The 25881-nt window shown below is 46.7% G+C and carries 22 protein-coding genes; 12 read left to right on the top strand and 10 right to left on the bottom strand.

The genetic code is table 11. From position 1 onward, the window contains the following. Positions 1–5 precede the first annotated feature (5 nt). The 4 genes from RQP52_RS24730 to RQP52_RS24715 form a co-directional block, all read right to left on the bottom strand. Positions 6–935, bottom strand: a complete 930-nt coding sequence (locus tag RQP52_RS24730; RefSeq protein ID WP_157322898.1) for an ABC transporter permease — start codon at positions 933–935, stop codon at positions 6–8. A gap of 70 nt (positions 936–1005) precedes the next feature. Further along, positions 1006–2658 (bottom strand): type 2 periplasmic-binding domain-containing protein, encoded by a 1653-nt coding sequence (locus tag RQP52_RS24725; RefSeq protein WP_127457454.1) that lies wholly within the window; start codon positions 2656–2658, stop codon positions 1006–1008. A gap of 260 nt (positions 2659–2918) precedes the next feature. Then, positions 2919–5288, bottom strand: coding sequence for an AraC family transcriptional regulator (locus RQP52_RS24720; protein WP_315954308.1), 2370 nt, complete (start codon positions 5286–5288; stop codon positions 2919–2921). A gap of 155 nt (positions 5289–5443) precedes the next feature. Beyond that, on the bottom strand, positions 5444–6709 hold the full coding sequence (locus RQP52_RS24715; RefSeq protein ID WP_315954307.1) for an MFS transporter: 1266 nt from the start codon (positions 6707–6709) through the stop codon (positions 5444–5446). A 155-nt stretch (positions 6710–6864) separates the two neighbouring features. Here RQP52_RS24715 and RQP52_RS24710 point away from each other — a divergent pair, with 155 nt between their 5' ends. From RQP52_RS24710 to RQP52_RS24680, 7 genes are all read left to right on the top strand, one after another. Further along, positions 6865–7098: a cold-inducible protein YdjO-related protein gene (locus RQP52_RS24710; protein ID WP_127457457.1), complete on the top strand. Its 234-nt coding sequence runs from the start codon at positions 6865–6867 to the stop codon at positions 7096–7098. Between the two features lie 120 nt (positions 7099–7218). Beyond that, positions 7219–7662 (top strand): DUF2663 family protein, encoded by a 444-nt coding sequence (locus RQP52_RS24705; protein ID WP_315954306.1) that lies wholly within the window; start codon positions 7219–7221, stop codon positions 7660–7662. A gap of 928 nt (positions 7663–8590) precedes the next feature. After that, entirely contained in the window at positions 8591–8920 is a 330-nt protein-coding gene (locus RQP52_RS24700; protein WP_315954305.1) for a PadR family transcriptional regulator, read from the top strand. A 13-nt stretch (positions 8921–8933) separates the two neighbouring features. Continuing rightward, positions 8934–9800 (top strand): pentapeptide repeat-containing protein, encoded by an 867-nt coding sequence (locus RQP52_RS24695; RefSeq protein WP_315954304.1) that lies wholly within the window; start codon positions 8934–8936, stop codon positions 9798–9800. 17 nt (positions 9801–9817) lie between these two features. Next, the gene (locus tag RQP52_RS24690; RefSeq protein ID WP_315954303.1) at positions 9818–10588 is read left to right on the top strand and encodes an ABC transporter ATP-binding protein; all 771 of its coding nucleotides are present in this window, start codon (positions 9818–9820) and stop codon (positions 10586–10588) included. After that, positions 10589–11356, top strand: coding sequence for an ABC transporter permease (locus tag RQP52_RS24685; RefSeq protein ID WP_315954302.1), 768 nt, complete (start codon positions 10589–10591; stop codon positions 11354–11356). A 79-nt stretch (positions 11357–11435) separates the two neighbouring features. Further along, the gene (locus RQP52_RS24680; protein ID WP_315954301.1) at positions 11436–12056 is read left to right on the top strand and encodes a carbohydrate-binding family 9-like protein; all 621 of its coding nucleotides are present in this window, start codon (positions 11436–11438) and stop codon (positions 12054–12056) included. 205 nt (positions 12057–12261) lie between these two features. Here the strand turns inward: RQP52_RS24680 and RQP52_RS24675 are convergent, their stop codons facing one another. Beyond that, positions 12262–13461, bottom strand: a complete 1200-nt coding sequence (locus RQP52_RS24675) for an ornithine--oxo-acid transaminase (RefSeq protein WP_315954300.1) — start codon at positions 13459–13461, stop codon at positions 12262–12264. Positions 13462–13902: 441 nt separating this feature from the next. Here RQP52_RS24675 and aspA point away from each other — a divergent pair, with 441 nt between their 5' ends. Beyond that, positions 13903–15321: an aspartate ammonia-lyase gene (aspA, locus tag RQP52_RS24670; RefSeq protein WP_379171522.1), complete on the top strand. Its 1419-nt coding sequence runs from the start codon at positions 13903–13905 to the stop codon at positions 15319–15321. A gap of 62 nt (positions 15322–15383) precedes the next feature. Here the strand turns inward: aspA and RQP52_RS24665 are convergent, their stop codons facing one another. The 4 genes from RQP52_RS24665 to RQP52_RS24650 form a co-directional block, all read right to left on the bottom strand. Beyond that, a complete protein-coding gene (locus RQP52_RS24665) occupies positions 15384–16073 on the bottom strand; it encodes a DUF1361 domain-containing protein (protein ID WP_315954298.1) in 690 nt (229 codons plus the stop codon). Positions 16074–16194: 121 nt separating this feature from the next. Next, positions 16195–17112, bottom strand: a complete 918-nt coding sequence (gene rocF / locus RQP52_RS24660) for an arginase (RefSeq protein ID WP_315954297.1) — start codon at positions 17110–17112, stop codon at positions 16195–16197. 157 nt (positions 17113–17269) lie between these two features. Then, positions 17270–18502 (bottom strand): aminopeptidase, encoded by a 1233-nt coding sequence (locus RQP52_RS24655; protein WP_315954296.1) that lies wholly within the window; start codon positions 18500–18502, stop codon positions 17270–17272. Between the two features lie 68 nt (positions 18503–18570). Beyond that, the gene (locus RQP52_RS24650; RefSeq protein WP_315954295.1) at positions 18571–19344 is read right to left on the bottom strand and encodes a helix-turn-helix domain-containing protein; all 774 of its coding nucleotides are present in this window, start codon (positions 19342–19344) and stop codon (positions 18571–18573) included. A 160-nt stretch (positions 19345–19504) separates the two neighbouring features. On the opposite strand from RQP52_RS24650, the gene RQP52_RS24645 reads away from it, so the two are divergent. From RQP52_RS24645 to uxaC, 3 genes are all read left to right on the top strand, one after another. Then, a complete protein-coding gene (locus RQP52_RS24645) occupies positions 19505–20314 on the top strand; it encodes a phytanoyl-CoA dioxygenase family protein (protein WP_315954294.1) in 810 nt (269 codons plus the stop codon). A 147-nt stretch (positions 20315–20461) separates the two neighbouring features. After that, complete coding sequence (locus RQP52_RS24640; protein ID WP_315954293.1) at positions 20462–21394, top strand: VanW family protein; 933 nt, start codon at positions 20462–20464, stop codon at positions 21392–21394. A gap of 124 nt (positions 21395–21518) precedes the next feature. After that, complete coding sequence (gene uxaC, locus RQP52_RS24635; protein WP_315954292.1) at positions 21519–22919, top strand: glucuronate isomerase; 1401 nt, start codon at positions 21519–21521, stop codon at positions 22917–22919. A gap of 675 nt (positions 22920–23594) precedes the next feature. On the opposite strand, the gene RQP52_RS24630 is transcribed toward uxaC, so the two are convergent. Further along, on the bottom strand, positions 23595–24416 hold the full coding sequence (locus RQP52_RS24630) for a helix-turn-helix transcriptional regulator (RefSeq protein WP_157322868.1): 822 nt from the start codon (positions 24414–24416) through the stop codon (positions 23595–23597). A gap of 159 nt (positions 24417–24575) precedes the next feature. Between RQP52_RS24630 and RQP52_RS24625 the strand changes: the two genes are divergently transcribed. Continuing rightward, on the top strand, positions 24576–25859 hold the full coding sequence (locus tag RQP52_RS24625; RefSeq protein ID WP_127457837.1) for a Gfo/Idh/MocA family protein: 1284 nt from the start codon (positions 24576–24578) through the stop codon (positions 25857–25859). Positions 25860–25881: the final 22 nt, after the last annotated feature.

The raw sequence follows: 25881 nt of genomic DNA, 5'->3' as shown, positions 1-25881 counted from the left end.
CTTCCTCACCATAAGCTGCTTTGACTTACTTTTTTACTGATTTTATTTGCTGCAATGAGTAAAGCCAGATTGATGACGGAATTGAACAAACCGACCGCGGAGCTGTAGCTCCAGCCGAATTCAATTAATCCTTTTCGATAAACGAAGGAGGAAATGACATCAGCCGTATCGTACGTGCTGGGGTTATACAGCAAAATAATTTTCTCGAAACCAACGTTTAGTAGGTTCCCCATGCGCAGAATGAACATGATCGCGATGGTCGGTAGAATACCTGGGAGGGTAATATGCCAGATCTGCTTTATTTTGTTGGCTCCATCCATTTTCGCGGCTTCATACTGTTCCTGATCAATTCCCATGAGAGCCGCTAAATAAATGATAGACTCCCATCCGATTTTCTGCCAAATTTCCGATAAAATATAGATCGTCCGAAACATCTCAGGCTTCTGCAGCATCGCCGTATCACTGGCGCCAAAGTGCGTCAGAAAGTTATTAATTAACCCGCCATTATTCGTAAAATCTTTGATCATCCCGGCGATCACGATGAGGGAGATGAAATAAGGCATGTACGTAACGGTTTGTACGAAACGCTGAAACCTTTTATTCGCCAATTCATTGATCAGAATCGCCAAAATAATAGGTGCAGGAAATTCAAAGCACAGGGAGTAAAGCGAGATAATAACCGTGTTTTTGAGAATTCGCCAGAAATAATAGGAACTGAAGAAATCATTGAAGTGCTGGAAGCCGACCCATGAGCTGCCCAAAATGCCTTTAATCGGGGTGTACTCTTTAAAAGCGATCAGAGCTCCATACATCGGCGCATAATGGAAGACAATGTAGTAGGCCAGCACGGGAACCATCATCAGGTACAAATATTTGTTGAGCAAAAAATCGCGTTTGAAACGTACTTGGAACGTTGCTTGTCCTGCTTTGCGCATGAAATCTCTCCTTTCGCCGCGAAGTTCTAGTAAAGCAGGGAGGGCGATTGCCCTCCCCCTGGCCTGTTATCTATCTTTTATTGAAACGATCCAAGGATGCTTTCTTGATTTCAAGCGCGCGGCTCAGTTTAACAGACTTGAATTTCTCTTGGTATTTGTCAAAGGAATCTACAGGCTCAGTGCCCAAAATGATCTTAAGCGTCATTTCATCAACTAACGTGTTGACGTCAGTCATGATTTTGGCCAACTCTGTACTTTCTTCCGGTGTAGCCGTGACTGGCGGCAGTTTGTGTTTATCTACGTCTGTTTTTTGCCAAGTTGTAACGGCATCACGTTGCGTTTGCAATGCCAAATATTGCTCGATGTAACGTTTATCTTGAACGAATGGACCATTGTAGTTACCGCGTACATACAAGGACAGAGCCTGTGCCGGTGCTAATTTATCCGGATTTTTCATGAGCAGGTCCGTATATTTCGGGTATCCATTTTCCATTTTGTAGGAAACGCCTTCGGTGCCGAAGTTGAAGTAATTATGACCTTCTTCGGAGTAACCATAGTCAAGAAGCTTAGCAGCCGTCTCAATATTTTTGGAAGAAGCTGTGATCGCAACCATGCCGCCTGGCGAGAAGGATGGATCTTTCTGCCCGTACATCGCGATATCACCTTTTTTGAGTACCGGATATGGCGCTGCAACGAGCACGCCTTTCGGATCTTTCGCCGTAATCAGCGGCTGCCATTTACCGATACCGCCGCCTGCATTATTGACGGTAACGCCTGTTGCGCCGGAGGCCATATTCGCATCCAAAGCTTTGCCGTCCGCTGTTGCGAAGTTCTTATCAATCAAACCTTCTTCATACCATTTGTGCATGGTTGCCAAGAAGTCTTTGTAGCCTTTTTCAGCCGGACCAAATTTAATCGTGCCATTGTCAATGTAGAAATCACGTGTCACGCCATAAGCACCCGCGAAAGCACCGTTTCCTAATTCATTGAACGGTCTAGGCACACTGACAACGGAGAAGGCAGCTGTAGCGCCTTTTTTCTCTTTGAAGGCTTTCAATGTTGTATACCAATCGTCAATCGTCTCTGGAATCGGCAGACCTAGTTCATCGAGCCAGTCTTTTCGAATAATTGGACCTTGATAGACACGCAAGTAATCATCGCCGCGAATGAACGGGAAGGAATAGTAGCTGCCGTTATCAGTTTTTACTTGTTTGTCGATCTCAGGATGTTCTTTGAGATATTTCTTCAAGTTAGGTGCAAATTTATCAATCGTATCATTCAATTTCAAAATGTAGCCGTCTTTGATCGCTTTTTCAGGACCGCCAGGGAACGCCCCTTGCCAGTCAAACTCGATCATATCAGGAAGATCGCCTGATGCTAACAAAACGTTCAATGCTTGCGAAGCTTGATTGGTAGGAGGTGCAAGGAACTTCAATGGAACACCGGTCTTTTTCTGCCATTCTTGGAAGAAAGGAATGTCGGCGTGAGCCGCTTTAACCCCTGTCACGTTGCCAGGCAGTTCGCCCCAATACGTTAGGGTCTTATCTGTTTTGAGCGGGTACGAAGCAGGGGCGGCAGCCGCTGGAGCGGTTGTACCTCCGGCCGTCGCTTTCGGACTAGCGTCTGTACTCGGCGTGTTCGATGAGGAACAAGCGACAGTCAAGCTTCCCATTAACGTTGTTGCAACAAGCACGGTGAACATTTTTTTTCTGTTTTTTTGCATAGATTGACCTCCTAAGAGTAACTAAGTTTTTCGCCAGACCAACTGGCTTCGCAGACGCTGCTTCATTTTGCTTAAATGTATGAGGTGTTCTCTGTCACACCTTTACTATATGATAACGCTTACAAAACAACCATCTGCAAATTGTCCAATTGCTTCTTGAATTGTTGAGGTATGCTCTACAAAATATCCAATCGAGTCTTCAAAATAGCCAAAATAGGCTTATAAAAAGGAGCGGACAGCCCATTGGCTGCCCAAAGCCTCTATTTTTCAATCAGCTCTTTGTATTTTCCCGGCGTAATGCCTTCGACTTTTTTGAAAACACGGATAAAGGCATTGATATCGTTGAACCCCACTCCGTTCGCGGCATCGCCGACCGACTGCTCTTGGCTCTTCAGAAGCTGCTTGGATTTGTCGATCCTGACTTTATTAATGCGATCCAGGAGACCTTCACCCACATAATCTTTGAAAAGCTTCGACAAGTAAGTGGCTTTGCGGTCAAAATGGTTGCCGATCATGGTCACATTCAAATTGGCGTCGGAGTAATTATTTTCAATATAAACAGAAATTTCTTCGACCAGCTCCTGCAAGGCTTTTTGCCGCGTTTGCGAGATGGCTACCTGCCGTTTGGCCGCTGTATAGGTGCAGATTTGCTCCAGCATTTCATTCAAGTACAGATTCATTTCCGGGACGGTAATGCTGCTTAAGAGCCGGTCGACCAGCTTGGGATTGCGGATGAAGAAGCTCTCTTGGATGTCTCCGGTTTCACTTATGCTCTTCATCATGGTAGTAACCAAGCCTAACATTAAACATTTGGTTAAGGAGACGGAAATCCCGCGGATTTCAAAATTTTTGTTCATGATCTCGGCAAGAATGCCCTTCGCTTCTTCCAATTCCCCTGATTTCACGGCATACAGGAACTGTTGTTCAATTTGAGGCGGGTAATAGTAGCCGGAAGCCGGCTCACAGGCACGGTTAGCTTGCAAATCATCATAAGACAGAATTTCATGTCCCCCCATAACCAGCTTGTAGGCCATAGAATCTAGGGCTTCCAAGAAAGCTTGAGGTACATTGGATATTTTCTCATGTATGCTGCTGATCGATATCGTTAGATGAATGTTATAGGTCGTTGAGAGGAAAAGTTGGGTCTCTTTGGCAATGCGCAGCAGTTCCTCCTTGCCGTTCGCACCCTCTTCCGATGTTAAATTGACCAAGCAGGCGATTGAATCGTCAATCTCCGTTGCATAACCGCGGTGCCGCTTGGATGTCAGCTCTTCCACAACATTCATAATAATGAAATGCAGCAGCTTCCACTTATCCTCATCGGACGTATGGGTAATTCGTTCGAAGAACGGCGCGCTTTGATCAACGACAAACAGCATAACGGCAAAGTCTTTGCGATCCAGCTTCATATCAAAAGTCGTCAAGGCTTCGGCAATCGGCATGTGCCGGTCCAGCTTTCCTTTCAATAACTTTTCGAGGAAATGAGAGCGAACCATGTGCCGCTGCTGTTCCATTTTGCTTTTGAAATCAGCCATCTCAAGCAAGGTGCTGTCGACCGCTTCCTGGATGAAGTGAAACTCATTATAGCGCTGTCCTGAGGCAAGAGTCATTTTTTTGGAAAATGCATGGACAAGGCGCCGAACGGGATTATAATTGCGCCGTAAAAAGAAGAAAGTTAGAATGCCGCCGCCAAGCAGCGAAATCACCATGCTCATATACGTCAAATTGCGGATGTGAGCAGCCTTTTGCCAATAAATCGTGCTCGGCATGATGGACACATATTTGAGTTTGGAAATAGGAGACTGAATGTTAAAAACCTCATATTTCTCATGATCAGAGCCGGAGAAATAGAAGTTTGGCGTGTTTGTTAATTTGTCGTAAGGGAAATCGCTGGGAAGCGCATGGGCTGAATTGGAAGCCAGAATCTGATTCTCATTATTCAATATAAAGACGTGCCCTTTATTGAAAATCTCCATATTCTGAATAGCGCCAAGAATGCGAGACTGATCGACCATGATGACGTTCGTAGCAAGAGGCTGATTGTGTTCCATCGGGTAGGTGCTGATATAGGCCACCGTTTTGCGCAGCATATTATCGTCACCGATCCGGGTCATTGGGATAAAACCTTTGAAGTTGGGACGAGTCATAATTTCTTGCCAAGATGCAAAAGAAAATTCATCGCTCATATGCAGAGTTTGATAGGCAAAAGCGCTAGGTCTGACCGTAGTAGGGAGAATAACGGATTGATCCTTATACAAATAGACATAAAAAGAGTCAATCAGTGGATAGGAGGTTTTGTACATCGATAGATTACGTGCGATTTGAGAAATATCATAGCGATATTCTTTGGGAAAGGCTTCATATTTATTCGAGTAGAGCAGTTCCTGCATGTTCACATTCCATGTGATTTCAAAGTTGAGCTGTTCCATCGCTTTGAATTGGTTATCCATGACTTCGCGAACCTGCTTCAATAGGGAATCATTGGCTTGTTGAATTTCATCCTTCAGCGTTTTGTTGGATTCCACGTACACAAGCAAACCGATGACGACAGGTAAAAGGAGAATAACGATATAGGAGATCATCCACGTTAAGACAATACTTTGTCCATTAAAGATGATTTTATTCTTCATACTAGCAATCCCCTCACAATCAAAATCAAACATAGATAAAGAGTTCATAGTGACTATATGAATGCGCTCTCATTTTATTGTATTTCCTTTCCATCGCTGAAGTCAACGATAGAAAAGAACCAATTTTTTTGCGCAATCTATGAAGTCTCTTCCATCTATTGAGACTCTTCAACCGGTTTGAATCGATTTTTCCCGAAAAAGAAATAAAAGAAATAAGAGATCACCACGTAAACTACTGCTGTAATACAGAAAGCATAAGCGTAGCCGTAATAGGGGCCATGACGGAATACCAGGCCTGTACTGATCGGAGCCGCCAAGAACCAGCCTAGGTTGAAAACCGCTTCCCCAGAAGATGAGGCTAGTCCGCGCAGCGAGCGGTCGACGTAACTCATTTTGACCGAGTTGTAAAAAGGGTTTGCCGCGTTCATTAAGGCCTGCCGGAACAAATAACCGCCGGACGATAAGTAGAAATTAGCGGAGAAAGCCGTCAGGAGGAGAAAGGGGATGGAACAGAGCTGCAAGTACACAACGGATTTGACTTCCCCGAATCTCTTTACAATCATTGGACCAATAAGAAATGCAATTGCTGTAGCTCCTTGTCCTAACGCGACAACAATGCCGATCGCAGACTTGGAAGCTTCAAATCGATCCTCGAAATACACATTCAAGTACGGGACGATCATTCCCCCGCCGATCGCTGACAGCAAGCCGAGTACGCAGAAGATGCCGATAACTTGAAGAGAAGATTTGTGGGAGCGCCACGAATGTTTCCAATTGAGCGGTTCCCTCCGCGGCTGAATTTCCTGATCGCTTTTTTCGAACAAAGCCACAGGGATGATGCCAAGCGCCGCGAAGACAACGCCAAGTAATAAAGTGAAACGTAAACTTATAATTTCCTCTAACCCGATGATAAATTGAAAAAAGTCACATAGCAGGCCGCCGAGCGCGATACCCACAACATTGGCAATCATCACAAGCGCCATATTAAAACTGAACAAATGCACACGCTGCTGTGGCGTGGAATTGTTAGCCATAAAAGGCAGAATGGTTGCCGAGACGACGGCAAGAGCCATGCCTCCGAAGAAGGATGAAACCAGCATGCCTGCTTCAACCTCGAATAAAGAGCGAACCGTCAATGCGACAATGGTGAAAACAAGACCGAACGTAATGACGCGCTTCGGTCCGAATCGGTCATTCATAATGCCTGCAGGAATAAGAATGATGGCTGCTGCCAGGGAAGTCATGCCAACGATGCTGCCGACAGTCGTTTGCTCATAGCCAAGACTTTTGACATACAGGTTATAAACGAGTCCAAACATACCCAAACCTAAGTTCCAAACAAAGTTGAAGCAAAAGAACAGCAAAATATTTCGGCTGTATCCCTGAAACTGAAACTTCCATTCTTGTAGTAAATTCGTCATGCGAGATTCCTGCCTTCATTGTGTGTCTAATTTGTAGCCGCTTTTCCCATTCTACCATCGGTAAATAATTTTGAACACGGGAAAGACTTGATATTAAATGGGATCTGTATAATAATAAGTAGTCTAATCTACGAAACAGGGAGAACATGCTGAAAATGTCTACATCAACGAGTACCGTTACGGAAGAACAGAAACCAGAAGTCGAACAGATTGAAATTTGGAAATGTAAAGAGGCAGATTGTAAAGCATGGGTTCGCAAAGAATTCGTTACGGAAGCTTTACCAAGCTGCCCACTCTGCAAAAATCCGATGATCCGCAGCTATAAGCACGTGCCTGTAACTGCAAAAAAAGGAAACAAAAAATTCCTGGTAGGGAAAAAACGTTTCTAAAAACGAATATTCAAAGACCAAAGCATCTTCGACAACGCTCTTAGAGTGATGCTTTCGGTCTTTTTTTCTTGCAAGATTAACGGTGAACAAGCATACGATGATTAGTGAGGGGGAATGCGGATGAAGCAGCCTGATCTAAATCTAAGTAATGATACCTTAGTGTTGATAGAAAAACTGAAAAAGAGAAAGAAAGAATGGGATAGACTGAAGAAGACGCAATGGATATTTCTCATTGTAACTGCCGCGTTGCTGTTATATTTCACAATATCCTTCTATCATAAGGTTTTATTAGTTTCGGGTGGTAATGCTATGGTCATCCTTGATTTGCTTGTTTCGGACAAAAGATTATCGGCTTCCCTTCTGGCTTTGATAAGCTTTTTTATGTTTACTCGGAACCTAGTGAAGCAAAAAGAGAAAGCCAAAACGAAGTACGAGAATATACGAATGGAAACTGTAGATCGGCTTGATGCCGATTGGTTGCGTGACGTTAAGTCGGAAGCGCGCGATCAGATTTCTAATTATCTGGATAAAGAATATGATATAAACATTGCTTATAAAGGTTGATTCGGCTTTGAAAGCGAGCAGTATTCTCGAGAAATTGAGAATGCTGCTTTTTTTTTGTAAAAAGTACTACCATCCATGAAAACCGCTAGCCGTATTGATGTTCATTGGCGGAGTAACTGGAATTTCTACTGTTACACATGGCGCGGAGGGTGAGGTGAGCAAAGTCGAAGGGTTATGTTGCATTTAATACAACGTATTGGTGTGGTCAGACTGCGAATGCGGTCTTTCGTTGCAGATTATACAATCATTTGTTGTGAAGATGAAATGTAAGCGGTTTAAATACATGAATCATTGCACAAAGTGCAATATAGAGGTGATCTGAGGCCCTATACGGCTAAATGGTTGCACAAAATACAACATAAATTGCTGCTGCAGCCGCGATTCGGACTCTCCACCCATGAAATTTGCTGCCATCGCTTGGCGGTTCCTCGTCGGACGGAACAACAGGGTGCTATTTCATCGAAATAGGCTCTTTTTCGCGCGGAAGGGATCTGTGGGCCGCTATTTGTCCGTTTTCTTAAAGAAAACGGGATTAGTCGGTCAAATAAAGACCTGTAGTTCCGCTGAACACGGAAACGGGCCTAATATGTTAAAATATCGGCCTCTAGTTCCTCAATGGTGTATCGTTGACCAAATGTCTCAGAACGCTGAATTTTTAGCGATACTGGCTGTTCTCAACGCTCAAAATTCGCTCCTACCGGGCTCTTAACAAGCTAGACTACGGAGGGTATTAACTTCTCCAACGGTTCTTCTTCACGAGTGAGGAGCTACAATGGCGCTATTTCATCGAAATAGGGCCTTTTTCATAAGCTATGCGATTTGTTTGTTATGTCTGCCTGGAAATTATTATAGGCAAAGTATTTAATTTAAAATAGTACCTTGACAGTCATAGTAGTATGCTTTATTATGCAGATATGGAGGTGATGACATGAGCGAGAACAAGATCACATCCGACCTGCTTCGTGGACATACGGATACGATGATTTTACGGCTCTTGTCTGAAGCTGATCGCTACGGTTATGAGGTTGTCAAGCTGATAGCCGAGCGATCAGGGGGCGAATACGAACTTAAGGAAGCTACGATGTACTCCAGTTTCCGGCGGCTCGAGGCTGACTTGGATATCGAGTGGTATTGGGGCGATGAAACGCAAGGCGGACGTCGCAAGTATTTCAGGATTACGGAAAAGGGCAAAGCAACTTACGCCCGCAACTTCAACAATTGGGAATATGCCAAACGCGTGTTAGAAAATTTATTATAAGGAGATTGATACTATGAATCAGCAATTGACGAACTATTTGAATGGTGTTTTCACGCCATATGACGGAGTGAAAAGCGTAAATGAATTAAAGGCGGACCTGCACTCCGATTTGCAGGAGCGGTACAGAGAACTCAAAGCCGCAGGCAAGGACGATGCAACCGCATTAAAGATGACAATTGAGAGTATCGGAGATATCGAGGAAACGATCTTGGAGGTTGCCAACCTTTCTCGTTCGCTGGAACGGCAAGTGCTGATTAACTTCAGCGCAAGCAACTTGGCGAATAGCGACTTTGCAGGGGTTACGGCCCACAAAGGCCAGTTTAAAGCCAGCGCGTTACGCGGGTCTGACTTTGCAGGGGCGGACTTGACAGGCAGCTCGTTTAAAAGCAGCGACGTAAGAGAAGCCAATTTTGACCGCGCAAATCTGACGGACTGCAGCCTATCCACACTTGATCTGACAAATGCAAGCTTCCGTAACACCATCCTTGTTCGAACCAATTTCAGCAAGTCGGGGCTCGACGGAGTCAAATTTACAGGATCAAGATTGACCGACGTGACGTTAACGATGACCGATCTTAGAAAAACGGTTTTTGATGGTTGTTCATTTGATGGGGTTGATTTCAAGTACACGGATCTGACTGGCCAATGTTTTGATGGGCAGACGTTTATCGGCGTTAAATTTGACAAAGCAGCTTTAAACGGAGTTTCGTTCAGAAACGCAACACTTAGAAATGTGTCTTTTTTATCGGGATTTACCTTGTCTAAGAAGTATTACAGGGCTATCCAAAGCATCAACTTTGATGGCGCTACGATGGATAAACTGACTTATGCCGCACTTAAAGGGATGGAAGCAAATTTGTCAAAAGTGACAGTCATTTAAATGAAGGAGGGATTCTGATGCAGACCGCGTTTACCAAACCCATTCAAGTAAAAGGATTGACGAAATCCTACAAGGAGCATCAAGTGCTGAAGGGTGTAGATTTCGAGGTGGAAAAGGGCAGCATTTTCGCCCTCCTTGGCTCCAACGGTGCCGGCAAGACAACAGTTGTCAAAATCCTCACTACACTGCTCAAACCAGATAGCGGATCCGCCGCCGTTGGCGGACTAGATGTCGCGTCAAAACCTGATCATGTACGGCAGGTGATCAGTTTGACCGGGCAGTTTGCTGCTGTGGATGAAATTTTGACGGGACGTGAAAATCTGATCATGATTGCGAAGCTGCGATATCTCAAGAACCCGCGACAAGTTGCGGATGACTTGCTCAGGCGCTTCGGCCTGACAGACGCGGCCGACCGCAGGGTGGCTACTTATTCCGGGGGGATGCGCCGCAGGCTCGATATCGCTTTAAGCCTCGTGGGAAAACCGCAGATCATTTTCCTTGACGAACCCACCACAGGGCTTGATCCCGAAGCGCGCATCGAAGTTTGGAAAATTGTTAAGGAGCTTGCGGGTGGCGGCACGACGGTACTCCTTACGACACAGTATTTGGAGGAGGCTGAGCAGCTGGCTGACCGAATTGCTATTCTGCATGAGGGTAAGATTATTGCCAGTGGCACACTCTCGGATCTGAAAAAGCTGTTCCCATCCGCAAAAGTGGAATATGTGGAGAAGCAGCCGACACTTGAGGAGATTTTCCTGGCTATCGTCGGCAAAAAGGAGGGGAAATAAATGGAGACGGTAAAAAATCATTTCTTCAGCGATATCAGCGTCATGCTGGGACGGTCCATGCGCCATATTTTCCGCAGCATGGATACCATCATCACGGTGACCATTATGCCCATCGCGATGATGCTGCTGTTCGTCTATGTGTTAGGCGGTGCCATTCAAACCGGAACGGATAACTATGTGAATTACCTTTTGCCCGGCATATTATTAATTGCCATTGCCAGCGGTGTGTCCTACACGGCTTACCGATTATTTATCGATGTGCAGCGGGGCATATTCGAGCGGTTTCACACCATGCCGATTGCCCGTTCCACCTTACTGTGGGGGCATGTCATAACTTCGCTGGTATCCAACGCAATCTCCGTTGTCGTTATTCTTCTGGTCTCGTTGCTTATGGGCTTTCGTTCCTCTGCCGGCTTGCTGCCATGGCTTGCCGTTGCCGGGATCCTTGCACTGTTTACGTTGGCCTTAACCTGGGTCGCAGCGATAGCTGGACTGTCCGCAAAAAGCGTTGATGGCGCCAGCGCCTTCTCCTATCCGATTATCTTCCTACCATTTATCAGCTCGGCCTTTGTGCCAACCGAGTCGATGCCGACCATCGTTCGCATCTTCGCAGAGAATCAACCGGTGACCTCGATTGTAGAAGCTATCCGCGCCTTGTTGTCAGGCCAGCCTTTGAATAACGATATATGGATTGCACTTGCGTGGTGCGCCGGAATTATGCTAGTGGCTTATATCTTTGCCATGAGGGTTTATAAAAAGAGAATATGAACAGTTGACCGCCGCTAGGCGGTTTTATTGTGTTATATTGGTTACAAAGATTAATTGCAAAGTGAGGAAACGAGCCGGAATGAGATACGAATGCCAATACATAGCTGATGAAAAAATACGTATTCCTTGGGATGAAATTACCCCGGAGAGGCTGTACGAAGTTGTAACCGGAGCCAATCCTCGTTTGGAAACGCAGTTCCGCGCATGCTGGACTGAAGATGCCTTGCATGTCCGGTTTGAGTGTGAAGACGATCATGTCGTGGCGACGATGGAGCGGCGTGATGATCCGATTTATGAGGAGGACGTTGTGGAGGTGTTCCTTGACCCCACAGGTACGGGCAAAGTCTACTACGAATTCGAACTCAGCCCGCGGGGCGTTGAATTCGATGCTCTGATTCACAACAGCCTTGATGGGAATAAAAAAGTGGATGTGGCTTGGGACGCTAAGGGTTTGCGCACGTCTGTCTCCGATGGGGCAGAGGGGTGGAAGCATTATGAACTGGAAATTCCATTTGCCGATCTAAGGGAAGGGCTGGAGCAAGAGCAAGTTCCGCAGCATGGTGCCGAGTGGGGCTGGAATCTGTACCGGATCGATGACGATACGGAAGGCAAGCGGCATTACTGGGCCTGGTCTCCGACCGGTGCAGTCAATTTTCATATTCCTCAGCGTTTCGGGACGCTTGTGTTTGTGAAAGAATAAAAAAAGCTCCGCCTTCCTCTTACGGAAAGCGGAGCTTTTTATTTAGCGGAACTACGGTCACCTATTTCACCCGTTAGAGCTGGAAATTGGATAATTTGGCGGGAATAAGGTCTTACAGTTCCGTTTCACCCAGAGAATTGGGCGAATTCGCTCAAATAACGGCCTGTAGTTCCCACCGTAATTGATTTGCTCAACGATAATCAGCTTAAGCGCCAGTCAGCACATCATGCACATGCTGCCAAGCCCAATCCAGCTCCTCCCGCGTAATGGTTAGCGGAGGAGCAAAGCGAATGATGTGCTCGTGTGTCTCCTTGCACAAAAGTCCCTTCTCCTTCAGCTGTTCGCAGAAGGGGCGGGCCGGGACCTTAAGGTCAATACCAATGAACAGCCCGCGTCCGCGAATCTCCGCGATCAGCGGCGACTGAATTTCCTGAAGCCGCTTCAGGAAATAAGCCCCAAGCTCATCCGAGCGCTCTGCGAGCCGCTCGTCTTCAATCACTTCCAGCGCCGCAATAGCGACGGCGCAGCCGAGCGGGTTCCCACCGAAGGTGGAGCCGTGGGACCCGGGCTCGAACACCTCAAGGACCTCTCGATCTCCGGCTACGGCCGAGATCGGAAAAACACCGCCGCCGAGGGCTTTGCCCATAATGTACAGGTTCGGCGTGACGCCTTCCCAGTCCGTAGCGAAGCGGCGGCCCGTACGGCCGAATCCGGTCTGGATTTCGTCCGCAACGAAAAGCACACGATTCGCTTGGCATAGCTCATAACATTCCCGCAGGTAACCGTCCTGCGGGATCACGATGCCGGCTTCGCCCTGAATCGGCTCGAACAAAAACCCGGCTGTATGCGGTCCGATGGCCGCCCGAAGCGCCTCCACATCCCCGTATGGGATGATGCGGAAGCCGGGCGTGAAAGGTCCGAAGCTGCGCTTGTATTCCGGCGATGACGAGAAGGAAGTGACCGTCACCGTGCGCCCATGGAAATTCCCTTCACAGACGATAATTTCCGCTTGATCTTCCGGAATCCCTTTGACGTCGTAGCCCCATCGGCGGATCGCTTTGACCGCCGTTTCGACAGCTTCGGCACCGGTGTTCATCGGCAAAATCATCGGTTTATTGGTGTAATTCGCTAATTTTTCATAGAAAGCTCCCAGTGTCTCGCTATGAAAAGCTCTTGAAGTCAAAGTAACCTTCTCAGCTTGTTCATGGAGCGCTTTCAAGATATGGGGGTGACGATGCCCTTGATTCAAGGCCGAGTAAGCGCTAAGCATATCCATGAAGCGGTTGCCGGCTGGATCCTCAACCCACACGCCTTCCGCTTTGGAAATGACGATAGGCAGCGGGTGGTAATTATGGGCTCCGTACTTTTCTGTTTGATCAATAATCAAAGAACTTTTTGTGTCCATGAGTATTCCTCCTTGGAGTGCAACCTGGCCAAACGTGTTTTGATACTTGTATTGTCGCACAATGCGAGCTTGTAATCTATTGTATTCTTCTGGTTATAAGGTTGCTCATGTGCATGCATGTGTCAATGGATCAATATTCGGGCAGCGTATTTTAATGGAATGTCCTTGCATCGGCGGCCTGTGAGCATATATTAGTAGAGAAAGGTAATATTATTTGAAGAATACTAAAACATTTCGATTTATGAAAATGCTTTCATTTTTGCATAAATTTATTACAAGGCGTGTCAGATATTGCAGGAATATGGGCAGGAAGGCGCGAATAGTTCTGATAACTACTGTACATTACGGTGGTCAATTAAAATTCGTCCCCTGAAGAATGCAGTTTGAACACCTACTTCGCGAGCGAGCAGTTACTTTAATGAAAAAGGAACGGTGTGTACGATGAGTATTCGCATTGAAAAAGATTTTTTAGGTGAAAAGCAAGTTCCAGCCGAGGCTTACTACGGCATTCAAACGATGCGTGCCCTTGAAAATTTTCCAATTACAGGCGTTAAAATTCATGCAGAACTTATAACGGCGTTAGCAGAAGTAAAACGAGCGGCAGCTCTGGCGAATATGGAAACTCATATGCTGCCTAAGAAGATTGCTGAGCACTTGGTAAAAGCAGCTGAAGAAGTCAGAGAGGGCAAACTTCTGGATCAGTTCATTGTAGACTCCATCCAAGGGGGAGCAGGAACTTCAATCAATATGAATATGAATGAAGTACTGGCGAATCGGACGCTGGAGCTGATGGGTGAGGAGAAAGGCAGTTACTTTCACTGTAATCCAAACAATCATGTGAATATGTCGCAGTCGACGAATGACGTCATTCCTACTGCGATCAAAATTGCCGCCTACCGCTTATCCCAGCAATTAATCGAGACGATGATCTCGCTGCAAAGCGCTTTTGCCAAAAAAGAAAAGGAATTTGATGATGTGATAAAAATGGGGAGAACGCATCTTCAGGATGCTGTTCCGATTCGTCTTGGACAAGAATTCGGCGCCTACGCACGTGTCTTGCAGCGTGATATCAATCGGATTCGCCAAGCTTCAACGGGTCTTTTGACAGTGAATATGGGGGCAACTGCCGTAGGGACGGGGCTGAATGCGAAGACGGAGTATGTCAATCGCGTGATGTTTCATTTGAAAGATGAGTGCGGAATCCCGGTTGAGAATGCCGAGCACTTGGTTGACGGCACGCAAAACATGGATGCTTACACAGAACTCTCCGCCTCTTTGAAGGTTTGTGCCGTGAATCTGTCCAAAATATGCAACGATATTCGTCTGATGGCTTCAGGTCCTCGTGCAGGTCTAGGGGAGCTGAAATTGCCGCCAAGACAACCAGGGTCCTCGATCATGCCGGGCAAAGTGAACCCTGTTATGCCGGAGGTTGTGAACCAAGTTGCCTTCCAAGTTATCGGGAACGATCATACGATCTGCTTGGCGTGTGAAGCAGGCCAATTCGAGCTGAACGTCATGGGTCCTGTCCTTGCGTTTAACTTGCTGCAATCGCTCAAAATCTTGCGTAACGCGGCGGATGTCTTCGAGCGCTTCGCCATCGAAGGTCTGGAAGCGGACCGCGACCGGTGCCGCACCTATGTCGAGCAAAGCTTCGGCATCGTTACGGCTCTGAATCCGCATCTTGGTTATGAGGTAGCCGCGCAGCTGGTTAAAGAGGCCGTGCGCACAGGTATGACGCTGAAAGAGCTGATTCTGGAGCGCGGATTGCTGACTACGGAGGAGATTGAAGAAATCCTCAATCCGATTCAGATGACGACGCCAGGCATTGCGGGCGAAAGATTGCTGCATCCTGCCGACTAAGTCAGGCTAGAACGAAGAAAATGCCCTTAACTCATCGGAAAGATGGGCTGAGGGCATTTTCTTTATCTTTTAGATACAGCAACCTTGGAGCTGCCTATGCCATTGATAAGCAAATAGAAAGTTGTGTACATGGCAAGGATGACAAAGCCGACTAGCACGCAGAAAATAATAGCTTCTTTGTGTATACTCTTTTGCAGGGTGTCCACGATATCCAGACTCAACAGAGCATCCCAGCTGTTCAATCGATATTCTCTGCCCAAAAGAATGCCATACCCGCTGAGCAGCGAGGTTACGATCATGAGGAACCATGAGAGGATGCGGCCCCAATATTTCATCAAAATGAGATGGATCATATACATGGAGCTGCAGCCAAGCAATAAACCATTCCACGCATATAAAAAAATGGTGAAAAAATCATTCCAAAAGCTCATGTTCCAGGCTTTTTTGGTTATGTATAAGTCCTTCAAAAGCGTTAAATGGATGAAATCGGTTATGATATACGGGGCATTCGGGAGGAACAAAAGCCAGGCTAGTCCAAAGATGAAGGTGAATAAATGGACGACAACCGAAGGTCGGCGCGAATGTAACAAATAAGCCAACCAGGCGAACAAATTGGGGATCCAGGCAAGGAATAGATTCCAATTCAGGAATTCAAAATAGGTTTGGTTTTTGAAGAACAGATAGATCCCAATCGTGGATAAGGAAAGCAGGGCGAGTAAAAGCTGCAAAACCCAGTGATTTATCGTTTTCATGCAATCTCCAATCCTGTGTCCGTCTTGTAAGTCATCAATATTTTACCAATTAAACCTGCTTGCAACAAGCACAAAAACCCGTATCCCTTGTGAGGGATACGAGTTTCGGATAGGGTTTCGGCTATAGAATTTGTTTCCCCAGCAATGAACTAATGAGGCCGACCGCCAGGTGCGAAGTTTTGTTGTTATCGTCGAGTAGCGGATTAACTTCAACGAATTCTGCGGATGTGACGATGCCTGCTTCATGCAGCATCTCGACGGCGAGATGGGCTTCGCGGAATTGGAGTCCGCCTTTGACCGCTGTGCCGGTTCCTGGCGCTTCAAGAGGATCTAAGGAATCAACATCAAAACTGACATGAACGCCATCTGTTTTACCGCTTATATAAGTGATGGCATCCTGCATCACAGCCGCCATCCCTTTGCGATCGATATCATGCATGGTATAGCATTTGATGCCGAGTGAACGGATCAGCTTTTTCTCGCCTTCATCGAGGGAACGGGAACCGATAAGGACGATATTTTCCGGCTTCACCTTGGCTTGATCCCCTTGAATGCCGGTTAACAGAGGGTGCCCCATCCCAAGGCTAATCGCGAGCGACATGCCGTGAATATTGCCGGACGGGCTCGTGTGCGCCGTATTTAAATCCGAATGCGCATCAATCCATATGACACCTAAATTCGTATAATGCCCGGATAAACCAGCCAATGTCCCAATGGCGATGCTATGATCGCCGCCTATTACGAGGGGAAACTGACCTTGTTCGGCTGCTTTGGAAACTTGCTCAGCCAAGCGAGTATTTATGTCTATAACTTCAGCTAAATATTTTAGATTTTTTTTATCCACCTCAGGCGGAAGCGGAGCTGCTGTATCGTTCGGGAGGCGTATGTCCGCCACATGTTGAATCGTCATATTCATTTGCTGCAAGCCCCGCAACAAGCCTGCCTGGAAAATAGCTTTAGGTCCTTTACTAGCCCCGCGTCGGCCTGCTCCAAGATCAAATGGCACGCTAATCGCAGCAATCGTCGGTTTGGTACTCATACGATCAACTCCTCTTGTTTGGATGGGGTGCAAGAAATTCCGTCTACCTTCTGACTAACATTCCCAATTTGGTAAAAACCAATGCTCCTATACTATATGAAAAAAGAACCTTCCGTTCCACACCTATTGTGGGTTTAGAAGGTCTCTTTTGTCTAAGTTAAAATGCCCAGTTGCCCTTGCGGAAAATAGGTTCCATGCGGCCATCTGCATGCTCGCCGTCAATATCCATGTCGGCCGAACCGACCATGAAATCAACATGGATCAGGCTGTCGTTAAGCCCTGCTGCCAACTGCTCATCCTTGGACATGGCAGGCCCGCCCTCCACACAGGTAGGAAAAGCTCTTCCCAAAGCCAAATGATTTGAAGCATTTTCATCAAAAAGTGTATTGAAAAAAATCAGATTCGAATTGGAAATCGGTGAATCATGAGGCACAAGCGCGATTTCGCCTAAATAATGGGCGCCTTCATCCATTTCAATCATCGCTTTCAAGGATTCAAACCCTACCTCGGCTTTGTAATCGACGACACGTCCGTTATCGAAGGTAATTGTAAAGTTGTCGATCAAATTTCCTTGATAACTTAACGGCTTCGAACTGCGCACTGTTCCTTGTGTCCCTAGGCGATTCGGTGAAATAAACACCTCTTCCGTCGGGATATTCGGGTTGAATTCAAAACCTCCCGTTCCGTTCGTAGCCGATCCACCGCGCCAAATGTGGTTTTTCGGCAGTTCGACCGTCAGCTCTGTGCCCGGGGCACGGTAATGAATTTTATGGAACTGCTTCTCGTTGAGCTGTTCTCTTTTGCTGCGCAGCGTGGCGTTATGCTCGTGCCAAGTCTGAACAGGATTGTCTTGATCGACGCGCGTCGCTTTGAAGATCGCCTCCCATAGGGCAGCCATGGCCGCTTCTTCATCCAAGTTCGGGAACACCTTGGAAGCCCAGGCTGGAGTTGGTGCTGCAGCAATCGACCAAGTCATGAAATAGGAGGACATGCTTTCTCTCCATTTTACCAACATAGGTCCAGCCGCTTTGGAATTTGCGGAAATGCGTGCGGGATCTACGTCCTTCAGCAGCTCAGGATCTACGGCATCAATCAATAGATAAGCGCCGTTATTGTCCGCTAAATCGTTAAGTGCTTGAGCGCGCCAAGCAGGGTACTCGTGAAAAGCTTCCTCTGGTGCGTGCATATATTTAATTTGTGTGCTGATTTCATCTTGCCATTCAATATGTACGTGTTTGGCTCCTGCTTCATAAGCTTTCCGGGATATGAGGCGCACAAGAGCCGGATGGAGAATGGGAGCATTAATCCACAGCGTTTGGCCGGATTGGATATTCACACCCACGCGGACGATCAGTTCCGCATATTTATCAAGATTACGTTCAAAGGTCATAGAAATCCTCCTTTTTTCTATAGCTTGCTAGCAGTTTATCGTGGAGTTCATAAACTGTCAAATAATTTTTACCGTCGTTCTTTCATAAAGGTGCTGGGGTTCGTGCCATGCCATTTGCGGAATTGATTGGTGAAGTGATTATAGTTTTGAAAGCCGACGTCATAGCAAACGTCTGAAGCGCTTCGCTGCGTATGTTCAAGCAGGAGTGCTGCTTGCTGAATCCGCATGCGGTTCAGGGAATCAATGATGGAGTACCCTGTGCTGGCTTTGAAAAGATGAGCGAGCCGCGATGGGGAGAGTCCGACACGCTGAGCTAGTTCTTCGATGCGGACAGGCTCGCGCATCTGCTGGGACAAGAGATGGAGGACCTCTTCAATGCGAGGGTCCATTTTACGGCTTGTTTTCTGCGCCATGATCAGCAGGATTTCCCGCAAGGAGGAAAGGATCAGCTCAAACCAGTATTCCCCGCGTTCTCTGGAATCCTGCAGAATACGGGCGAAAGCTTGGTAGATGCGTTCCCGGAGCGACTCGCTTTCAATCGTGAGGAAAAGCTGCTCTTCCTTGGGCAGCAGATTCGTCTCTGCGAGGATGGATGGAAAATGGGCCCAAACAAACTCCCAATGATGATTTTTCCTCGTACCGTAATGCTGCGGAGTTCCTGGAGCAAGCAGCGTGAGATCCCCTGCCCGGCAGCGTCTTTCATTCCCGCCAAGTTTGAAGTAACCTTCGCCGCCTAGCGTGAAGCAGAGAAGCCAATCGTTACGTCCTTCAGGGCGAATGGTGAAGTAGGAATCCGATTCATTGAAATGCCCTGCCAAGAATGTGTTTGCTTCCATATTCATAAAGATCGTTCCCTCCTGAGCGCTGCCTGCTAATAAACTGAGTATAACAGAAAATAGCAGGATTATAGGATTTATTAGCAGCATTCTTACTTCTGTGAGAGAGCATTATTCGATATGCTGAGAACATGAAGAATAACAGATAACTTGGAGGGAAGACAAGATGGCGAACACATTGCTTAAGCTGACGAAAGAGCAAAAACAGCATTTTGAACGGGAAGGGTATTTGATCGTAAAAGGCTTATTTTCAGCGGAACATTTGGCGGAAATTGATGCTACATTTGAAGAGATTTCGTTGCAGGCGATTCCGGGGCATTTCGAACCTGACTTGCAAGGAGATGGATCGGACCCTCTGAAGCGTTATCCGCGGGTCATGCATCCGCACCGTTTTAACGAGACGGCTAGGAAGTATATGCTGCATCAGCCGGTGATGGAGGTGTTAGCTGATTTGTATGAGGAGGAAGCGCTGGCTGCCCAGAGCATGTTCTATTACAAACCGCCAGGCTCTCGCGGCCAAGCGCTGCACCAGGATAACTTCTATTTACAGGTTGAGCCCGGCAACTGTATAGCCGCATGGACAGCGATAGATGCAGCAGATGAGGAAAACGGCGGTCTGCTCGTCGTTCCCAAGACGAATACGCTGGATCTTTCTTGCCCCGATCTGGCAGATGCCAAAGAATCGTTTACCACGCATTATGTTAAGCCGCCAAAAGACGAAAAGGCGATACCGGTCGTCATGGAAAGAGGCGACGTGCTGTTTTTTAACGGAAATCTCATCCACGGCTCGTACCGCAACAAAACGAAGGATCGCTTCCGCAGGGCGTTCATCTGTCATTATGCCAATGAATCCGCTACGCACATTAGTCACTATTATTGCCCTTTGTACCGCCAAAACGGTGAAACCGTCGATCTGGAAAATAACCCAAGCGGCGGACCATGCGGGAATGAATTCGAAGCCGCCTATCCGCATTAAGGCTATGCAATAAGCTTACAAGCAAAGGACTGTTCCTTAGGCCAATCATGGGTCGGGGGCGGTCCTTTTTTACATTCCGGTAGGAATTGAGTTATTTGGTATGGAAAATTTTCAATTGTTTACAATAGGGGAGGGGTGATTGATTAGATGATGCAGGGATGGATTGCAGGTCTCATGCTTTTTATGCAAATGAATGAAATGGCGGATCAGACAACCAAGGATGGAAGTTCTCAAATTCAAGCGAATGTCCAGCGTGAGGCTTACCGACTTGATTATGTTGACGTGCCGTTGGTTAATAATGAGCGATTAGACCGTCTCATGACCGAAATGGAGAAGAAAGCGTACCGGAAACCCGTGAATGCGACAATTAGTGATGCAGGAGGGATAGTGAAGGAAATTCCAGGAGCACAGTTGAATCGGCGTGCTTTTGTGGAACAATTTTACAAGCAGTTTTACAGTGAGGGACCTATGAAATTTGATGTTCCTACGCTGCCTATATATCCGAAAGTAGATAGTGAACTGCTGGCTAGCATCCGCGTACATCCAATCGGCTATTATGTGACGTATTTTAATTCAAATAATAAGCACCGCTTTACGAATATTAAGCTCGCTACTCAGGCGATTAACAACTACGTGGTTCTCCCGAATGAAACGTTCTCTTTTAACCGGGTGGTTGGCGTTCGTACGCGTGGAAGAGGCTATATGCCGGCGAAAGTTATTGTGAGGGGAGAATTTTCAGAAGGGATTGGCGGTGGAATTTGTCAAACCTCCTCGACCCTTTTTAATGCGGTGGACCGGGCTGGTCTTACGATTGTCGAAAGATACTCGCACAGCAGATCTGTGCCCTACGTACCTTCAGGGAGAGACGCGACGGTGAACTGGGGAGGACCGGATTTTAGCTTCAAAAACAACTATAATCAGCCGATCCTGATCAGAGCACAGGCTTTGCCCGGCCGTGTCTATGTCAGCATTTACTCTTCGGAGTTGGTTAATCATAAACCGCGGCACGTTCCAGGCGCTTCCAAGACGATACCGGAAGAAATAACGGCGGGTGCAAATGCCGAGAATTCAAATCCATAAACTTTGAGAGGTCAATATATGCATATTTCGCAAAATTAAAGCAAAAAATCACAAGACTTCGCATCCACCTTCGGCTAAAATTAAGGGCAGATCAATCAGGTCGAGAAAGGTGGAAATTTGCTTTATGAAAACGTTTTTAGATGAAAACTTCCTACTTACTAATCAAACCGCTGTTCATTTGTTCCACGAATACGCCAAAGATCTGCCGATTATTGACTATCACTGCCACTTGAGCCCTAAAGAGATTTATGAAAATAAACAATTCAATAACATTACGGAAGCTTGGCTTTACGGCGACCACTACAAGTGGAGAATGATGCGCGCTAACGGCGTTGAAGAGAATAAAGTGACTGGAGAAGCTAGCGATTATGATCGTTTCGTTGCTTGGGCAGGTACGCTGCCAATGGCGATCGGTAACCCGCTGTACCACTGGTCTCACATGGAACTTCGCACATTTTTTGGTGTGAATGACCTGATTAACGAACAGAACGCGCCTGCCATTTGGGAAAAAGTGAACGCGAAGCTGGCTGAAGGCGGTTCACGCGCCAGAGACCTGATCACGAATTCCAAAGTAACGGTCATCTGCACGACGGATGATCCAGTTGATTCCTTGGAGTATCATATCAAAATCAAAGAAATCAAAGATTTCCACACGCAAGTATTGCCGTCTTACCGTCCTGACAAAGCGCTCGAAATTAACCGAGCTACGTTCCTTCCTTGGATCGCTCAATTGGAAAAAGCGGCAGACATCACGATTTCGTCCTACGACGATCTGCTAGCGGGACTTGAGAGCAGAGCGGAATTCTTTAATTCCGTAGGCTGTAAAGTGTCTGACCATGCTTTGGATTACGTGCCTTTTGCGGTGGCGACCAAAGAAGAAGTTGAACAAATTTTCAAATCGGCCTTGGCTGGCAACGCAGTTAGCTTGGAAGATGAGAAAAAATATAAAGCCTTCACTTTGCTATTCCTGGGCGGCGTATATAAAAAGCTCGACTGGGCGATGCAATACCATATCAACGCATCCCGTAACAATAACGGACAAGCTTTTGCAAAACTTGGGCCGGATACAGGTTTTGACTCCATTAACGATAGCCTTGTAGCGAGCGCGCTAACTGGATTGCTTTCTTCGCTGGCTGTTGCGGATTCGCTGCCAAGAACTATTCTTTACTCATTGAACGCACGTGACAATGAAATTCTTGCTTCGCTGATGGGCAGCTTCCAAGGCGACGGAATCCCGGGCAAAATTCAGCTTGGCGCCGCTTGGTGGTTCAACGATACGAAAGACGGCATGGTTTCGCAGATGAAATCGCTTGGCAATTTCGGATTGCTTGGCCGTTTTGTCGGCATGCTCACCGACTCCAGAAGTTTCTTGTCGTACACGAGACATGAATACTTCCGCAGAATTCTGTGCAACATGTTCGGCGAGTGGGTTGAAGCGGGCGAGTTCCCGAATGACGAGCAGCTGCTCAAGCAGTTGGTTCAAGGTATCTCCTACGATAACGCGAAGCAATATTTCGGGTTTTAAAAAGAAAAGGCCTCCACTTGTGGGGGCCTTTTCTTTATGTGTGTGGTCGCGCCGCGTGGTGACCAGTGGTGACCGTGGGCAGATGTTTGATGCTGAACATCGAACATCTGAACATAAACATTACACTCAACTCTTGTCACCTGCCATCAGCCGCTATAGCCATAACCAAGTAACACCACCGTCACCAGTTACCAGTAGCCATAAGCAAGTAACATCACCGCGATCAGTCACCAGCAGCCATAACCAAGTAACACCACCGTCACCAGTAGCAAATACCTCCCCCGCTCCCTTCATTAAGAGGAAAGGGAACTATGAGCCTCTATTTTGCAGAAACGGGCTGTTTTCGGGGCAAATAGGAACTACAGGGCCTTATTTCTCGGCTTGGAGTTGATATTCGGCAGAAACATTGGAATAGAGGACCATAGTTCCCTTTGACCTGCCAATTGGCGATTATCAGGCAAATTAGCGGACCATGGAATCATCACTTTTCCAAGGAATTAGAGGTATAATTTCCATCTAGTTCCACCCGATAGACTTAAACTTCAAAAAATAACATTACTTTATCCATCTAATCCCGATCAAATGTGCATCCAATCTACATTTAATGTGCACTCAATCTTCATCTACCTCTCCATCCACTCTCCAAACTCCCCACCTAACGCGCCCCGCCAGCCACTACTGGCTCAGCCGCATCAGTTTCCGGCACTCTAGCGGCGTCTGCGAAGTGACCTGCTTAAACACGCGGCCAAAATGGGCGACGCTATCGAAGCCCGATTGCTCCGCAATGTGAATAACCTTCAGTTTGGTTTCTCTTAGCAGCCGCTGTGCTTCTCGAATCCGCACATTGTTCAAATATTCAACGAACGAGAATCCCGTCGTTTCTTTAAAAGAGCGGCAAAAATAGCTGGGACTAATATAAAAGGTCTCCGAGATCGAAGCCAGCGTCAACCGATTCCGGTAATGCTCGTTGATATAAGCCACAATCTCAAATATTTTGGGATTGTGCGCTTGCGCGTGACTTTGTGCTGTGCTGATCCTGTCCGTCATGCGTGAGCAGAAGATCAGCAGCTGCGTAAACAGCGCGCGGCTGTTTAATTGCCACCCACCGAGCGCCTGCTGCTGCTCCCGGAGCAGCTGAAACAGCAGATTCTCAACCAAGGTACGATTCGTACCGCTCAGAGAGAATACATGCTGTTTCTGCACAAAAGGCACAAGCAGATGCTCGGAAGCATCTTCTCCAATGGATCGAATCCACCTATCATCGAAGCTGAGCAATATACGCTCATGAGCCTCCGCATCGGCATTTCGCGTTTTGTGCAGCTGATTTTTATCGATAAGAACGAGGTCGCCTTCTTGAATGAGATACGAGCGGTCTTGTATAAAGTAGTAGCGTTTGCCACTCAGCAAATAGTAGATTTCATAATGATCATGGAAATGATTCACCTGCATGGAGTAGGGCCGGTCTCTGCGTAGTCTTTCGATTTCATATTGGATCACAACGGACACCTCTTCGATCAAATCAAACTAAATGTACTGTTATTATAGCAAAATATGCAAGGATTGAAAGACATTAGATAAGATTTGATTAGAAACGCAGCAAATATTGTATTAATCTTGAGGTAAGAAAACTTATTCTCGAGAGGGGCTTAACCAGTTATGAAAAAACGTTATGCAGTCGTCGGCACCGGAGGACGTGCTGAATTTTTCTATGGCGCTATTGTAAGGGATTTCCAAGATACATCTGAGCTTGTTGCCATCTGCGATATCAATCAAACGAGAATGGACTTTACCAACGGTTTGCTGCAAAAAAAATATGAATACAAGGCTGTGCCTACTTATAAAGCGCATGAATTCGAAGAGATGATCCGCAGAGAAAAGCCGGATTATGTGATTGTAACTTCCGTTGATCGCACGCATCACACCTACATTATTAAAGCGATGGAGATGGGCTGCGATGTCATTTCGGAGAAACCGATGACGGTGGATGAAGAGAAATGTCAAGAAATTCTTGATGCTATCAAGCGGACAGGACGTCAGCTTCGCGTAACTTTCAATTACCGTTATGCCCCGCATAATACGAAAATCCGCGAATTGATCATGGATGGAACAATTGGCGACGTGCATTCCGTACATTTCGAGTGGCTGCTTAACACCCAGCATGGAGCGGACTATTTCCGCAGATGGCACCGGGATAAGCGCAATGGCGGCGGTCTGCTTGTGCACAAATCGACGCATCATTTCGATCTCGTGAATTTCTGGTTGGGAACACGTCCTGAAACTGTATATGCAATGGGCGGCTTGATGTTCTATGGTAGAGAAAATGCCGAGAAACGCGGCGAAACCAAGTTCTATCAACGCGCAACAGGCAACGAAAATGCGAAGGACGATCCATTTGCACTGCATTTGGACAAAAACGAGCACCTCAAAGGCTTATATTTAAATGCGGAACATGAAGACGGTTATCAGCGCGATCAAAGCGTTTTCGGCGACGGTATCAGCATCGAAGACACAATGGGCGTTATGGTCCGTTACAAAAATAAAGCGATTTTGACATACTCTTTGAACGCTTATATGCCATGGGAAGGCTTCAATGTGCATATTAACGGCAGCAAAGGCCGTATTGAAATGAAAGTCGTAGAGCAATCCTACGTGAATTCCGGCGGGAAAAAAGAAGACGAAGGTGCTTTGAAGGAGAAAACAATCAAAGTGTTCCCTATGTTCGCAGCGCCGTATCAGGTTCAAATCGAAGAAGGCGTTGGCGGTCACGGCGGCGGAGACCCTGTGCTGCTGCGGGATATTTTCGAAAAAGCATCTGACGATCGCTTCCAAAGAGCTGCTTCGCATGTCGATGGCGCAATGTCCATCCTTACTGGTATCGCAGGTAACATATCCCTACGCACAGGACAACCTGTGGCTGTTGATAAGCTGGTCACTTTTTAGCAAATGAGGGTGAGGTGACTGT

The organism is Paenibacillus violae (genome assembly GCF_032461945.1).
Classification (GTDB): domain Bacteria; phylum Bacillota; class Bacilli; order Paenibacillales; family NBRC-103111; genus Paenibacillus_E; species Paenibacillus_E violae.
The sequence above is the reverse complement of the archived record's forward strand: the minus strand, read 5'-3'. Positions and strand labels throughout refer to the sequence as shown.

Coding starts and splice junctions, on each gene's coding strand:
- RQP52_RS24730 (WP_157322898.1), bottom strand. CDS start 935: ATGCGCAAAGCAGGACAAGCAACGTTCCAAGTACGTTTCAAACGCGAT.
- RQP52_RS24725 (WP_127457454.1), bottom strand. CDS start 2,658: ATGCAAAAAAACAGAAAAAAAATGTTCACCGTGCTTGTTGCAACAACG.
- RQP52_RS24720 (WP_315954308.1), bottom strand. CDS start 5,288: ATGAAGAATAAAATCATCTTTAATGGACAAAGTATTGTCTTAACGTGG.
- RQP52_RS24715 (WP_315954307.1), bottom strand. CDS start 6,709: ATGACGAATTTACTACAAGAATGGAAGTTTCAGTTTCAGGGATACAGC.
- RQP52_RS24710 (WP_127457457.1), top strand. CDS start 6,865: ATGTCTACATCAACGAGTACCGTTACGGAAGAACAGAAACCAGAAGTC.
- RQP52_RS24705 (WP_315954306.1), top strand. CDS start 7,219: ATGAAGCAGCCTGATCTAAATCTAAGTAATGATACCTTAGTGTTGATA.
- RQP52_RS24700 (WP_315954305.1), top strand. CDS start 8,591: ATGAGCGAGAACAAGATCACATCCGACCTGCTTCGTGGACATACGGAT.
- RQP52_RS24695 (WP_315954304.1), top strand. CDS start 8,934: ATGAATCAGCAATTGACGAACTATTTGAATGGTGTTTTCACGCCATAT.
- RQP52_RS24690 (WP_315954303.1), top strand. CDS start 9,818: ATGCAGACCGCGTTTACCAAACCCATTCAAGTAAAAGGATTGACGAAA.
- RQP52_RS24685 (WP_315954302.1), top strand. CDS start 10,589: ATGGAGACGGTAAAAAATCATTTCTTCAGCGATATCAGCGTCATGCTG.
- RQP52_RS24680 (WP_315954301.1), top strand. CDS start 11,436: ATGAGATACGAATGCCAATACATAGCTGATGAAAAAATACGTATTCCT.
- RQP52_RS24675 (WP_315954300.1), bottom strand. CDS start 13,461: ATGGACACAAAAAGTTCTTTGATTATTGATCAAACAGAAAAGTACGGA.
- aspA (WP_379171522.1), top strand. CDS start 13,903: ATGAGTATTCGCATTGAAAAAGATTTTTTAGGTGAAAAGCAAGTTCCA.
- RQP52_RS24665 (WP_315954298.1), bottom strand. CDS start 16,073: ATGAAAACGATAAATCACTGGGTTTTGCAGCTTTTACTCGCCCTGCTT.
- rocF (WP_315954297.1), bottom strand. CDS start 17,112: ATGAGTACCAAACCGACGATTGCTGCGATTAGCGTGCCATTTGATCTT.
- RQP52_RS24655 (WP_315954296.1), bottom strand. CDS start 18,502: ATGACCTTTGAACGTAATCTTGATAAATATGCGGAACTGATCGTCCGC.
- RQP52_RS24650 (WP_315954295.1), bottom strand. CDS start 19,344: ATGAATATGGAAGCAAACACATTCTTGGCAGGGCATTTCAATGAATCG.
- RQP52_RS24645 (WP_315954294.1), top strand. CDS start 19,505: ATGGCGAACACATTGCTTAAGCTGACGAAAGAGCAAAAACAGCATTTT.
- RQP52_RS24640 (WP_315954293.1), top strand. CDS start 20,462: ATGATGCAGGGATGGATTGCAGGTCTCATGCTTTTTATGCAAATGAAT.
- uxaC (WP_315954292.1), top strand. CDS start 21,519: ATGAAAACGTTTTTAGATGAAAACTTCCTACTTACTAATCAAACCGCT.
- RQP52_RS24625 (WP_127457837.1), top strand. CDS start 24,576: ATGAAAAAACGTTATGCAGTCGTCGGCACCGGAGGACGTGCTGAATTT.